The organism is Bacillus xiapuensis, from assembly GCF_002797355.1.
In the GTDB taxonomy this organism is placed as follows: domain Bacteria; phylum Bacillota; class Bacilli; order Bacillales; family Domibacillaceae; genus Bacillus_CE; species Bacillus_CE xiapuensis.
In genome coordinates, this window is sequence record NZ_KZ454939.1 from 1,893,530 (window position 1) to 1,907,627 (window position 14,098).

The window sequence follows — 14,098 nt, forward strand, 5'->3', positions numbered from 1 at the left end:
TCCTAAGGAATTTAAATTAAAAATGCGGGATGCAAAACAAATCAGACCATCATATAGAAAAGGTTAGCAGCTGTTCTCTCGCTGCTAACCTTTTCTTGCTTCTTAACCAAATCTGCCTGAAATATAATCTTCTGTACGAGCGTCTTCTGGATTATTAAAGATCACGTCTGTATCGTTAAATTCAATAACCTCTCCATTGAGGAAGAACGCAGTTTTATCAGAAATACGCGCCGCCTGCTGCATGTTATGCGTCACGATAATAATGGAGTAGCGCTCTTTTAATTCTTGGATCAGCTCTTCCACTTTCAACGTAGATACCGGGTCTAATGCAGAAGTCGGTTCATCCATTAAAATGACATCCGGTTCCAATGCCAAGCAGCGCGCAATACACAGCCGCTGCTGCTGTCCACCGGATAAACCGTAAGCCGGCTCATGAATCCGATCTTTTACTTCATCCCAAAGAGCGGCACCGCGCAAGCTCTTCTCCACCGTCTCGCTGATGATTTTTTTATTTTTAATGCCGTGAATTCTCAGTCCAAAAGCGATGTTTTCAAAAATGGATTTTGGAAATGGGTTCGGCTTTTGGAAGACCATTCCCACACGCGTACGAAGCTCTTCCACTAGAAAGTCTTTGCCAAAAATATTGCGGCCGCGATATTCAATGACTCCGGATGTTTTCACGTCTGGCACTAAGTCCACCATGCGGTTCAGCGTTTTGACATAAGTGGACTTCCCGCATCCAGAAGGACCGATAATGGCCGTTACCTCGTTTTCCATAATCTCTAAATTAATATTCTTCAATGCATGATGATTCCCGTACCAAAGGTTGCAGTTTTTGGTGCTGTAAACAGCACGTCTTTCGTTTGCCCCGTTGTTTTGTTTCTTATTATTCACTACCTCTAGTGCCATATATTTTCCCTCCAAATGAAGATGCTTTACGAACTTAATATCTTTGCTGATAACGATTTCGAATCCATACGGCCACAGAATTCATCAAGATCAAGATGATTAACAGCACGATGATGCCTGCAGCTGCAAGCAAATGGAATTCCTCTTGCGGTCTGCTGGTCCAGTTGTAGATTTGCATCGGCAAAGCAGAAAACTGATCCAAAAACGACATTGGCAAAAAGGCGACAAAGGTTGGGATTCCCACAACGACTAATGGCGCAGTTTCCCCAATAGCCCTTGAAAAAGCAAGAATGCTTCCTGTTAAGATACCCGGGATAGCTGCTGGAAGCACCACCCGTAAAATCGTTTGCCATTTCGTTGCACCGAGACCGTAGGAGGCTTCTCTTAATTCTTTAGGCACCGCACGAATTGATTCCTGAGAAGCAACAATGATGACGGGCAAAATCAGCAAACTCATCGTTAAACCAGCCGCCAAAACACTGTTTCCAAGATAGAACAACCGAACGAAAATCGTTAAACCAAGCAAACCGAAAACAACGGAAGGAACACCTGCAAGGTTGGAAATGTTCATTTGAATCCAGCGGGTAATCCAGTTTTTCTTCGCATATTCCTCAAGATAAATGGCCGCGCCGACACCAAGAAGAAAAGAAACCGGCACAACAACTGCCATCATCCATAGCGTGCCGACAATCGCTGCTTTAATGCCCGCTTGCTCTGGGCGTCTGGAAGCGAAATTCTGTAAGAAATCCCAGGACAAATGCCCAGCGCCTTGCGAAAAGATGCGGACAAGCAGCACGATCAAAATGACCGACGTCAGAATCGTGGCGGCTAAAAATAATCCTTTATAAAGGTTATTTCTCAACAATCTGGAAGGAATCTTTCCTACCATTTCATCGGTGTTAATCTTGCTTTGTGCGTTATGATTCTGTACGTTTTCCATTAGTACTCCTCCCTAAAACGCTTAGAGATGCGCTGAGCTAAAATATTCATGGCCAATGTAAATAGGAATAATGTAAATCCGACAGCATAAATACTATAATAGATCGTTGTACCAAAACCGGCATCACCCGTACTTACTTGAACAATATAGGATGTCATCGTCTGCAGAGAAGATGTTAAATCCAGCTCCGCAGTTGGAGTTGAACCTCCCGCAATGGTAACGATCATCGTCTCGCCAATCGCCCGGGAAATAGCTAAGACGATGGAAGCTAGTATTCCTGATAAAGCCGCCGGAAAAGCCACTCTCCAAGTCATTTCCCATTTTGTAGCTCCCAGCGCTAAAGCACCTTGACGCACAGCTTGAGGAACAGATGACAATGCATCTTCTGAAAGCGAAACGATCATTGGAATGATCATGATCCCCACCACAATTCCTGGGCTGATTGCGTTAAACAATTCCACTGAAGGGAAAATAGATCGCAATAACGGTGTGACAAACGTTAGAGCAAAGAAACCGTAAACAATCGTCGGAACACCAGCCAATACTTCTAGGATCGGCTTCATAACTTTTCTTACTCTATCGGAAGCATATTCACTTAAATAAACCGCGACCGCTAATCCGATAGGCACTGCTGTAATGGTCGCAATAAATGTAATTTTTAACGTACCCACAATCAATGGGAGAATTCCATAAGTTGATTCTGTTGCAGAGAATGGATACCACTCTTTAGCTGTAAAAAATTCCGTCAGCGGGACTTCTTTAAAAAACGTCAATGTTTCAAAAATAAGCGTCAGCACGATGCCAACCGTTGTTAAAACTGAGACAGCTGCCATTAAAAATAATACGATAGGTATAATTTTTTCGCTTCTGTTCAGGAATCCTTTCTGATATTTTTTTTGTAGTAATTCCTGAACAGGACTCAATTGTTTCTCAGCTGTTTTCAAAATGAAAACTCCTTTCAACCCCATCACAAGATGGAAAGCAGATACGCTTTCCATCCTGTGGAATAATAATCTTTATCCGCCAGCCTTTAATTCTTTATTATTTCTTTAATTTCTATATTATTTCTTTAATCCTTCTAAAGTTTCTAATTGTTTATCGTATTCTTCATCAGGAAGCTTGACGTAGCCAACTTCTTCCGCCATTGCTCCGGCGTTTTCAAGAGTGAATTTCATATAGTCATACACAGATTCTTCATCTGCTACCGCTTTGTTAGCAACGTATGTGAAAAGCGGACGTGACAGTGGAGAGTATTTTCCAGACTCGATTGTTTCATTTGTCGGTTCAACCGGACCTTCTCCGCCATCGACCGGAACTACCTTCAGCTTGTCCTTGTTCTCTGCGTAATAAGCATAGCCGAAGTAGCCAATCGCGTTTTTATCGCCCGTTACACCTTGAACCAACACGTTGTCATCCTCTGATAATGTAGCCGCTTTGTCAATTTGTTTTTCTTCAAGAATTACTTCATTGAAGTAATCATAAGTTCCCGAATCAGTTCCAGGAGAATACAGTTTAATTTCTTCGTCCGGCCAGCCTTTGCGGATGTCAGACCATTTTTTTGGCTTGCCAGTATCCACCCACATTTTTTGCAGCTCTTCAATAGTTAGGTGGTCTACCCAATCATTATCTTTATTCACTACGATGGAAAGTCCGTCAAAAGCAAGTTTGAATTCAGTGAAATCAATCTTTTTCTCTTCAAGAGAAGCTTTTTCTTCATCTTTAATTGGACGGGAGGCATTGCTCATCTGCGTTTCGCCTGCGATGAACTTCTCAAATCCGCCGCCTGTACCAGAAAATCCGACGGTCACTTTCACATCAGGTTGTTCCATCATATACTCTTCAGAAACAGCTTCCATGATCGGATAAACAGTTGAAGATCCATCCACTTGAATGTTTCCTTGCATTTGCTTATCGGATTCACCCGTCTGCTCTGTACTTTCCTTCTTCCCTTCACCGTCTGTATTGCCATTACAAGCGCCTAATACAAGCGCAGAACCGAGCATGGCTGATACAGCTAAAACTTTAACTGGTTTCATTCTCTTTTCCCCCTAAGATTGTTTATGGTTGTTTTTACTACTGTAAACAGATTAACGGAGGAGTATTAAATACGTTTTAATACAATGTAAATGTTTTGTAAATCGTTATTTTTTACGCATGAAAAAACACCCAGTTGGGAAACTGGGTGCTGTCAGCCGCTTCATTCTTCTGTTTTATCTTCGCTCTGCTGATCGTCTTTCGTCCTAATTTTTTGATCGACCGTTACATCAGAGGTTTGTTCTTTCATTCGTTTTTCCTTCAGCTCGAAATACTTATCGAGCACTCTTCTCCCTATAATGTTGGATATACTGGAACTGCCGTTTCCTTCATAAACCCAAGGAACGACCACCGACATCGCTACTTCCGGATTATCCGCCGGAGCATAAGCAGCGAGCGTCACGTTCCAGGTCATCGGCAATGTTTGGCCATTTTTTATATATTGCTCGCCCTTCGGCCCGTCATAGACCCCTTCAGCCGTTCCGGTTTTTCCAGCAGGCTTGTAGGGTGCATTGGCAAAATGAGCTCGCGCTGTTCCCTGTGAGCCGCTCATCACCATTCGAAATCCTTCCTGCACACGCTTCAGCTCGTTTGGTGTAACATCGATGCGATTGATCACTTCCGGCTGAATTTCCTTAACGAGCGATCCGATTTTATCCGCTTCTGTAGCTGGCTGGCGAATCTCCTTGACGATATGCGGCTTCATCCGATAGCCGTCATTGGCAATCGTAGAGACATATTGCGCCAGCTGCAGCGGGGTATACGTATCAAACTGGCCAATGGAGAAATCCAGCAATTTCCCCGGCTCCCCTAGATTGATTTTCCCCTGGAAGCCGATTTGTTCATTAGGCAGATCAATGCCGGTCGGCACACCAAGACCGAATTGGCCAAAATGGCGGCGCATCGTCGAGAACCCGTGCATCAAATCTAAATTTAAGCTTCCGTTCGGAATGTATTTTCCTTTGCCGATTTCAATCGCTGTTTTAAACATATATACGTTTGACGAGCGCATGAGCGCATATTTTTCGTTGATTCCCATGGCACCGCCGCGGTTGAACCACGAGCTTTTCGGATTGGTGTCTTTAAATCTCAACGGTTCGTCCACAATATAATCACCCGGGTCATTGGCCCCTGTCATATAGCCGGTCAGAACGGTTGCGCCCTTCACGGCAGATCCCATCGCATAAGAGGTCGTCAAATTCCCTAAAGCAAAATCCAGTATCTCGGGTTTTCCGTTATTCACCTCGTATTTTTTCCCTGACAGGGCTAGAATTTCTCCTGTTCTCGGGTCCATCATTGTTACGAACGCGCGGTCAAGAAGATAGCGTCCATATCCGGACTTTTCTTTCCTAAGTTCTTCTTCGACAATCTGATCGACTGCTTGCTGAAGATCCATATCGATCGTTAATATAAGGTCATTGCCGCGCTGGCCTTCACGGATCACTTCAGAATCCAAGATGTTTCCCGATTTGTCCGTAATGTTTTTCACTTTTGTTTTCTTGCCGCGAAGCATTTCTTCATATTGATATTCAATATAGCTTTTCCCAACGCGATCATTACGGCTATATCCCCGGGAGGTGTAATAATCAACCATCTCCTTCGGCAGTCCTTCTCTTGAAGAAGAAATATTGCCAAGTACCGTCTTTAATGTATTCTCGTACATATATAAACGATCCCAATCCGTTGTCGTATTCACTCCCGGAAGAGAAGCGAGATTTTCACTGACGACGGCATATTCTTTTTCGGTCACGTTTTTACTTTTGACAATTTGCGGTGTCATTGCGTAACCGCTCGTAAATTCACGATAAATCGCCAATATCTCAAGTTCTTTCGGTGTCAGATCCTTTAAATCCTCTTCTGTAATGCGGTCAATTTGCATTTGGTAAATTTTCTTTTCTTCAATTTCATTTTCTTTAAATTTTTTCCATTCTTCTTTTGTAATTTTCTTTTTGCCTTTCTCCGGATACTTCATTAGCCAGAAATCTTTCTTGTCACGCTCGGTTACTTGATCGGTTTCCTTCTCAATCAGCGCTGCAAGCTTAGTGGCTGTTTTCAGCATTTCCTTAGGATCCGCTCCCTTAGAGCGCGTGTATGTAATCGCATTTTTCGGCGCATTATCCACGATCACTCGTGCATCACGATCAAAAATCTTTCCCCTTGGCACGCTGGCATTTACCGTTACATCTTCTGTCCGCTCAATTTTTCTTTGATAATCTTCCCCCTGGACAATCTGTACAATCCCCAGTCTGAAAATCAATATCGAAAAAAGCAAAAAGACAACGAAGAACATCATGTTCATCCGAAAAGGGACATGCGTCTTTCTTCTTTTTTTTGTCTTTTTCACCGCTCACTATCCTCTCTGCAAATGATTTCTTAATTTATTTTTATCCACTCCTCATTCTATACAAATTTAAAGCTTTTTTCTACAATTAGCTACAAGAAAAAAAGACTTGGATCAATTCACCAAGTCTCTTGCCGGATGGAGATTCACTTTTCTGATGCAAAAATAAATAAAGCTGTGCCCGGATCCAAGAATAAGAAGCAGCAGGGGAATGCTTTGTTTCTCGCCGAAAAAAGAGACAGCTGCTATAAATATCAAAATGGATAGAATTCTCCCCGCATTAATGAACACTTCCCTGACGACCATATACTCAATTCGCCTTTGTGCCGCCTTTCTGCCTTGACCGATTACGTCATAGGTCATCGATAAGTAGGGAACTAGCAAAAACGGATAAGCGACAGCAATCAGAGCCGCATATATGAGCAAACGGGCGAATGTCAGCTGCGGAACGATTATAAACAAGGACAAAAAAAGGACGAGCCCAGCCGCAAAAATAACCTGCTTACGGAAGCGTTTGCTAATCACTCTTGTAGCAAGCGAATAGCTGATAAAAGATACGCTCGAGTATACAAGCCCGTACGTTCCAAGCGCCAGCTCGCTGCCCGTTGTAACAAAGACAAACACCGAAATAACAAAGACAAACACCCCTTCCCTCAAGCCTTGAAAAAAATGAGCGTTTGTGATTCTTTTCCAATCCTTGTTGCATTTTCTCTCCCGCCACACCAAAAGAAATTCATACTTGCCTTTTGCAGGCCTTCTTTTTAAAAGCAGACTGATCACCACAGCCGCTGAAAAGCAAGCAAGTGACAAAGCAAACACGATCATATAGCCGATTTGGGAGGTAAAGCGGCTAATGATAAATCCGGCCAGCATAGGCCCTATCATTCCGCCCGCTGAAAATAACGTACCGAAAAAGCCATTAAAAAAATCTCTTGTTTCCGGTTCAGTAATTTCAAATGTCAGCACATTATAAGCCAGCCAATAAAAACCGTATCCCCAGCCAAGTAAAGCGCCCAATAAAAAAATCCATTCAGAGGCTTGGTCGCCGAAGGATAGCACCGCGATATAAAAGGTTCCAAGAATGGTCACTCCCAGCCTTAAAACAACCACCCGATCCACTTTTTTTGCGCATTTTCCAGCCACAAAAAAAGCGAATGGCTGTACGGCGGCCACCGTTAGGTTATAAAGGGCCAAATCGATGAACTGGCCTGATTGCCTCCATAAATAAATGTTTACGAAAGTGTTGGATAACGCCACGCTCAGGGAATACAGACCTCCGATCAGAAGCAATAACATTAAATCCTTCGTCAAGTCTATATGATGGAACCACTTTTTAAACCACATCCCTGTGTATTCCCCCTCTCTCGCTTATGTTTTGGAGAAAAGGAGGTAGTTATACAATGAAAAAAAGACAAGCCAATTGAATTGGCTTGTCCGCGGCACTTCCATTATTATTTAGCTGCGCTGAAGCGTTTAGCTACTTCATCCCAGTTAACAACATTCCAGAAAGCTTTGATGTACTCAGGACGGCGATTTTGATAGTTCAAGTAGTAAGCGTGCTCCCAAACATCAAGCCCTAACACAGGAGTTTTCCCATCCATCAATGGCGAATCTTGGTTTGGTGTGCTTGTAATTTCAAGATCGCCGTTATGGACCACTAACCATGCCCAGCCTGAACCGAAGCGTCCAGCTGCTGCTTGGGCAAATGCATCCTTGAATTTGTCCAGGCTGCCGAATTTATTATTGATCGCATCTGCTAGCTCGCCAGTTGGCTCGCCGCCGCCATTTGGAGAAAGGATTTGCCAGAATAAAGAGTGGTTGGCATGTCCGCCTCCGTTGTTGCGAACAGCTGTGCGAATGTTTTCAGGAACCGCATCAAGATTAGCGATTACTTCTTCCACAGATTTGCTGGCTAAATCATCATGGCCTTGAAGCGCCTCATTTAGTTTCGTTACATACGTGTTGTGATGCTTCGTATGGTGAATATTCATGGTTTCCTTGTCAATATGAGGCTCTAATGCATCGTAAGCGTAAGGTAATTCCGGTAATTGAAATGCCATAATAAATTCCTCCCATTTCGTATTTTTCTTTGCCTTCGTTTCTTAGGGTACCAAAATCGGTTCCCTCTTTCAATTTTTATGCCTAATTACTCAATGAAATATCGTGTGGCCTCTTAGAAAAAGCAAAGAAGATGCTCCATAATACAGGAACATCTTCTATGTGCTATGCCATCACAGCCCTCTTATTTCGAGAACCGCTTCTGCAATATTCACCGCATGATCGCCCATTCTTTCAAGATTGCTGATGATATCAACAAAGACAATACCTGCTTGGGCGGTGCAATCACCTGCGTTTAATCGTAAAATATGCTGTTTTCGCAGCTTTCTCTCCATCTTATCAATTAAATCTTCATTCTCCGCCACTTCTCTGGCTAAATTCGAATCATTATCATCAAGTGCTTTAATGGATTTGCTAACGGTGCTGATTGTCAGCTTGAACATTTCTTCCAAATCCGCCATTGCTTTGTCCGTCACTTTCACTTTATTCGCTTGCTGATAATCCACAAGTTCTAAAATATTTTCAAAATGATCACCGATTCTCTCAATGTCGCGCACGGTGTCCATCAGTAAAGAATGTCTTTCCGATTCCATCTCTGAAAGGGAAGCACTGGACAAATTAATCAAGTAATTAGTAATTTTCTTATCTAAATTATTTAAAGCATCTTCAATTTGGTAAGCCGTATCTGAATGCTTCTGTTGCTTGGTCTTTAAATACAAATGGGTTTCTTCCATACCGCGGACAGCGAATTGTCCCATGCGAATGACTTCTTCTTTCGCTTGCCCAAGCGCGATAGAAGGTGATTGTTCAATGAATATCGGATCAAGATGCTTCGCTTTGTATTCCACAACCGAATCTTCTCCAGGAATTAACTTCGTAACAACCGCCGCAAGCAACCCAACAAAAGGAAGTTGAATTAATGTGTTCGTTACATTAAACGATCCGTGCGCAACAGCGATCATCATCTTCCGATCTAAATCCAATTCAGCGCCTAAGTAGGCAATAAACTGTGTGAAGAAAGGAAGAATAAGCAAGAATATCATCGTTCCAATTAAATTGAAAAGCACGTGGGTTGCAGCTGCCCGGCGTGCCGCTACGGATGCTCCAATAGAAGCCAGCACAGCTGTAATTGTCGTTCCGATATTATCTCCGAATAGAACCGGCATTGCCGCATTTAAATCTAGCAGGTTTTCAGCAAAAAGCCCTTGAAGAATACCGATCGTGGCACTTGAGCTTTGGACAATCACCGTAAAGATGGTTCCAACCACTACTCCTAAAAACGGATTCGAACTCATATTCACCGTTAAATCATGGAATGTTTCAAGCGTTCTTAACGGCTTCATTCCGCCACTCATTAATTCTAAGCCGTAAAATAAAGCGCCAAACCCAAAGAAGATCATTCCGATATTGTGCACTCTCTTCGTTTTAAAGAAGAAAATAAGAACTGCGCCAAGAGCTAAAATAGGCAGAGCATATTCCCCCACATCAATTCCAATAATGAAGGCGGTAATAGTTGTTCCGATATTCGCTCCCATAATTACGCCGATAGCTTGCTTCAGTGTCATAAACCCGGCACTGACAAGCCCGACTGTGATAACGGTCGTCGCTGAACTGCTTTGGATTAAAACCGTGACAAGAACTCCCGCTAAAACTCCCATGATCGGATTGGTCGTGAAACGGTCTAAAATATCACGCAAACGATCTCCAGCAGCCTGCTGCAGGCCATCCCCCATCAGTTTAATTCCGTATAAAAATATTCCAAGTCCACCTAAAAACTGAAACAGCATTTCCTGGACATTAATCTCCATGTTTTCAACTCCTAATCCATTGAATTCGACAAAACTTGCAAACCCTCTACAATTATTAATAAAACATTAGCCATAAGTAAATAATCTAAACGAAAAATTTACAATTCGTTAACATTAAGGTAGTAATATTACAAAAACATTACAAAAGTCAACCATGGCGTTCTTTCTATGCATTGAATACAATAGAGGTATAAGGAGGATTCCTCATGACTATTTTGAAACAATTTGCGAAAAGCCTATATTCCCCTAAGACCATCGCTATGTTCCGCTTTCAAGGAATCGGGCGAACAATCGGCTATATCTTTTTCATTACACTTGTCGTTTCTTTGCCTTTTATAGTCCGCTTCAGCCTTATGACAACAAGCGGCATGGAGGCTCTTAAGGAATCCGTCGCGGCCGACCTTCCAGAGTTCGCAATCAAAGACGGTGAGCTGATTTCAGCAGCAAATGAAACAATCGCAGTGCAGGCTAGAGAAACAGCCATTATTTTCGATCCCTCCGGCTCGGTTCATCCGCAAGATTTGCAAAATGAGAAGCAGGCTTTCGGTTTTCTGAGAAAGGAATTTGCGTTAGCAGTTAATGGACAAGTCCAGACTTTCTCTTACGCACTTCTTCATTCCGACTCTCTGACAAAAAAAGAAATAACCGATGCCGCTGACAGCCTTCCATCCTACTTAGTCATTTTCTTACCGGCAGTATGGGCACTTTATTATTTATTTATCGCGGCCGTTGAATTTATTAAAGTTTCCATTTTCGCCGGCATTGCCCTTCTGTTTACACAGTTTCTGAAAAGGAGGCTATCCTATCGGCAAGGTTTTCGTCTGGCAGCCTATGCACTTACACCGTCAGCTGCGCTGCTCGTTCTGCTTAACTTGGCCGGAATTTCTTTTCCGTACAGCTTTTTAGCCGACTGGCTAATCACATCTGCTGTGCTGCTGGCCGCAGTTCAAGCCATTCCGCCGCCAGCTGCTAAGAGAGCGCCGCTTGCCAAATAGCGCGAACCCTCAAACAGCGGGGAGTTTTCCATCCCCCGCTGTTGAAAAGGAGAACAAAGGCTAACGCCACATCGTGGAAGCCCGATCAAATCGCCCTTTTAGGTGCCGCGGTCTCCAAGTTAGACATTCCGTTCCCCATCTTACTTTTGAAGGGGAAGTCTTACGGCATCTTACAGGCGGGATGAGGCTATGTAGATCATCATTTTTCTCATCTTTCCACATAAGGATCCCGTCATATTTTTATTGGACAGGCATATATTGATAGAAAAAAGGGGAAGAACATGAAAAACTTTCTTTTCTTTCTGCTCGTGATTGTCATAGCAGCCGGCATTTGGAACGATTTAACGAAAGGGTCTCTCCCGCATAAAGAAACCCTTGCTCAGCGGCCCGAACAAGCAAACAGCACGCCTGACCGCGCATTCGCTCAGCCGTATGAAACGCTTCAGATGAAAAGAGGCGACACCGTTTTGTCCATTTTAGAAGAATTGCACACTCAAGGATTGCCCGTTACTATTCAGCGAGCAGTCAAGGACTTTCAGCAATTAAATGGAGGGGTGGCTCCTGAAGACGTGCAGCCTGGCCAGACTTATAAGTTCCCTGTCTATTAGCACAGACAAGCCGTTCCTTTCCTTGTCATTTTTGCTCAATAACTGATACAATAATTCATTGAAGAAGCTTTTTATTAGATCTTATAAAGGAGCGAACCACCCTTGAGTGAAATTACCCATCGTTCAAAAACACGCCCGGTGAAGGTTGGAAACTTAACCATAGGCGGCAGCAACGAATTGTTTATACAAAGTATGACTACAACGAAAACACATGATGTGGAAGCTACAGTTGCAGAAATTCATCGCCTGGAAGAAGCGGGATGTCAAATCGTTCGCGTCGCTTGTCCTGATGAACGGGCAGCCAATGCCATTGCTGATATCAAGAGACAAATTCATATCCCGCTGGTCGTTGATATCCATTTTGACTATAAATTGGCCTTAAAAGCGATTGAAGGCGGCGCTGATAAAATCCGCATCAATCCAGGCAATATCGGACGCCGCGAAAAAGTGGAAGCGGTCGTCAACGCGGCTAAAGCCAAAGGCATCCCTATTCGCATCGGAGTTAATGCCGGAAGTCTTGAACGCCGCATTTTAGAAAAGTACGGCTACCCAACAGCCGATGGCATGGTGGAAAGTGCGCTCCATCATATTAAGATTCTTGAAGATTTGGACTTTCATGACATCATCGTGTCCTTGAAAGCATCGGATGTAAATTTAGCCATTGAAGCATACGAAAAAGCAGCCAGAGCTTTTGATTATCCGCTGCATCTCGGCATTACCGAATCAGGCACTTTATTTGCCGGCACTGTAAAAAGCGCAGCAGGCCTTGGAGCCATTCTAAGCAAAGGAATCGGCAATACTTTGCGTGTTTCTTTAAGCGCTGATCCAGTGGAAGAGATCAAAGTGGCCAGAGAGCTCTTAAAATCTTTTGGATTATCTTCCAATGCCGCCACACTCATTTCCTGTCCGACTTGCGGGCGTATTGAAATCGATTTAATTAGCATCGCCAATGAAGTAGAGGAGTATATCCAAAAAATTAAAGCGCCGATCAAAGTGGCCGTCCTTGGCTGCGCCGTTAACGGACCAGGAGAAGCCCGCGAAGCGGATATTGGCATCGCCGGCGCCCGCGGAGAAGGCCTGCTGTTCCGAAAAGGAAAAACCGTTCGGAAAGTTCCCGAAGAGACCATGGTCGAAGAATTGAAGAAAGAAATTGATAAGATTGCCGAAGAATATTATCGGAAGCAAGAAGCATAAAAAGCCTGGCGATTGCCAGGCTTTTTGAACCGTTTAAAAGAATGGACGGATGAATAAGCCAAAGACAATAGCGGCTGCCCCAATGCCGATCGCCCAGCCCCCTACTCCTGCAGCTCCTCTTCTTCTCGCCATAAACCCTAATATTATGCCTGCCGCACCGAATAGTACTGGCATGACAAATAAAGCGATGATTGAAGCGATTAATCCAGCATAGCCAAACCCTTGGCCTCCTTCATCGCGCACATCCTCTTCCTTCACGTCTGTACGGCGGATGTCATCTTCCTGACGATCTCTGCGGAAAGGAATAGGCTCCGCGATCTCAGCCGCTGTCTCTTCCCTATAGGGCCTTCTGTCTTTATCATTCACTAAAGATTGATCGTTATTTTCTTTACTCAATGACAATCCCTCGCTTTCAAAATTTGAGGAGCATTGTTATTGTTTACAGCCGAAAAGAAATTATTCAAAGCACTTCTTTCTCTCATAACAAAGCGCGGCAAAATATGTTACACTTTGAAAAGGATTCAACATAGTAAGGAGCCAACGAGATGAAAGATAAACGTTTTGGAATAGATATTGACGGAACGGTGACTTGTCCAACAAGTCTTATCCCTTTTATCAATGAAGATTTTTCATTGGACATCACACTTGATGATATTAAACAATATGACCTGGCAGAATCCTTAAATATTCCTGCCGATCGATTTCGGGATTGGTTTGACAAACGCGAGCCTGTCATTTATGCCCATTCTCCCCTCGCTAAAGGAGCGAAGGAAGTGCTAAAAAGCTGGCAAGAACAATTTCACTTGTTTTTTATCAGCGCTCGGAGAAACCACTTGCTAAGCGTCACTGAACAATGGTTCAGTGATCAGGATATTCAGTATGACCGAATTGAATTAATCGGTTCACATAATAAAGTGGAAGCAGCCAAAGCATTAAATGTCGATTTATTTCTTGAAGACAAGCATGATAATGCTGTGAGTATTCATGAGGAGCTGCACATACCCGTTCTGCTGTTTAACACACCGTATAATCAGGACCCCGTCCCAGATGGCGTGATTCGGGTCAACAATTGGGCACAGGCGGAAAAGTGGGTCCGTCATTGGAGTCCATCTGCGCTGAACAAATAACTCGGCAGATCTCTATATTTTCAATTCTTCAGCACTCAATAGCAAACAAAACCAACGGCAGCTCATCCGCCGTTGGTTTTTGCA

The 14,098-nt window shown here is 43.5% G+C and carries 13 protein-coding genes; 4 read left to right on the forward strand and 9 right to left on the reverse strand.

Features of this window, described 5'->3' with window-relative positions:
• Positions 1-102: 102 nt before the first annotated feature.
• The 8 genes from pstB to CEF20_RS09485 form a co-directional block, all read right to left on the reverse strand.
• Positions 103-909 carry a phosphate ABC transporter ATP-binding protein PstB gene (gene pstB / locus CEF20_RS09450; protein WP_100331571.1) on the reverse strand — a complete coding sequence of 269 codons (807 nt, stop codon included), beginning with the start codon at positions 907-909 and terminating at the stop codon, positions 103-105.
• A 34-nt stretch (positions 910-943) separates the two neighbouring features.
• Positions 944-1,798 (reverse strand): phosphate ABC transporter permease PstA, encoded by an 855-nt coding sequence (gene pstA / locus CEF20_RS09455; RefSeq protein ID WP_100332069.1) that lies wholly within the window; start codon positions 1,796-1,798, stop codon positions 944-946.
• Between the two features lie 50 nt (positions 1,799-1,848).
• On the reverse strand, positions 1,849-2,817 hold the full coding sequence (gene pstC, locus CEF20_RS09460; RefSeq protein ID WP_100331572.1) for a phosphate ABC transporter permease subunit PstC: 969 nt from the start codon (positions 2,815-2,817) through the stop codon (positions 1,849-1,851).
• Positions 2,818-2,910: 93 nt separating this feature from the next.
• Positions 2,911-3,885: a PstS family phosphate ABC transporter substrate-binding protein gene (locus CEF20_RS09465; RefSeq protein ID WP_100331573.1), complete on the reverse strand. Its 975-nt coding sequence runs from the start codon at positions 3,883-3,885 to the stop codon at positions 2,911-2,913.
• A 161-nt stretch (positions 3,886-4,046) separates the two neighbouring features.
• Entirely contained in the window at positions 4,047-6,182 is a 2,136-nt protein-coding gene (locus CEF20_RS09470; protein ID WP_232713485.1) for a peptidoglycan D,D-transpeptidase FtsI family protein, read from the reverse strand.
• 156 nt (positions 6,183-6,338) lie between these two features.
• A complete protein-coding gene (locus tag CEF20_RS09475) occupies positions 6,339-7,568 on the reverse strand; it encodes an MFS transporter (RefSeq protein ID WP_100331574.1) in 1,230 nt (409 codons plus the stop codon).
• A gap of 107 nt (positions 7,569-7,675) precedes the next feature.
• Entirely contained in the window at positions 7,676-8,284 is a 609-nt protein-coding gene (gene sodA / locus CEF20_RS09480) for a superoxide dismutase SodA (protein ID WP_100331575.1), read from the reverse strand.
• 171 nt (positions 8,285-8,455) lie between these two features.
• Positions 8,456-10,090 carry a Na/Pi cotransporter family protein gene (locus CEF20_RS09485; protein ID WP_100331576.1) on the reverse strand — a complete coding sequence of 545 codons (1,635 nt, stop codon included), beginning with the start codon at positions 10,088-10,090 and terminating at the stop codon, positions 8,456-8,458.
• A 206-nt stretch (positions 10,091-10,296) separates the two neighbouring features.
• Here CEF20_RS09485 and CEF20_RS09490 point away from each other — a divergent pair, with 206 nt between their 5' ends.
• The 3 genes from CEF20_RS09490 (at position 10,297) to ispG (ending at position 12,887) form a co-directional block, all read left to right on the forward strand.
• Complete coding sequence (locus CEF20_RS09490; RefSeq protein WP_100331577.1) at positions 10,297-11,085, forward strand: DUF1189 domain-containing protein; 789 nt, start codon at positions 10,297-10,299, stop codon at positions 11,083-11,085.
• 281 nt (positions 11,086-11,366) lie between these two features.
• A complete protein-coding gene (locus tag CEF20_RS09495; protein ID WP_100331578.1) occupies positions 11,367-11,693 on the forward strand; it encodes a LysM peptidoglycan-binding domain-containing protein in 327 nt (108 codons plus the stop codon).
• 102 nt (positions 11,694-11,795) lie between these two features.
• Complete coding sequence (ispG, locus tag CEF20_RS09500; protein WP_100331579.1) at positions 11,796-12,887, forward strand: flavodoxin-dependent (E)-4-hydroxy-3-methylbut-2-enyl-diphosphate synthase; 1,092 nt, start codon at positions 11,796-11,798, stop codon at positions 12,885-12,887.
• A 33-nt stretch (positions 12,888-12,920) separates the two neighbouring features.
• Here ispG and CEF20_RS09505 read toward each other — a convergent pair whose 3' ends face one another.
• Entirely contained in the window at positions 12,921-13,283 is a 363-nt protein-coding gene (locus CEF20_RS09505; protein WP_232713423.1) for a DUF4190 domain-containing protein, read from the reverse strand.
• 149 nt (positions 13,284-13,432) lie between these two features.
• Between CEF20_RS09505 and CEF20_RS09510 the strand changes: the two genes are divergently transcribed.
• Positions 13,433-14,014, forward strand: coding sequence for a hypothetical protein (locus CEF20_RS09510; protein ID WP_100331581.1), 582 nt, complete (start codon positions 13,433-13,435; stop codon positions 14,012-14,014).
• Positions 14,015-14,098: the final 84 nt, after the last annotated feature.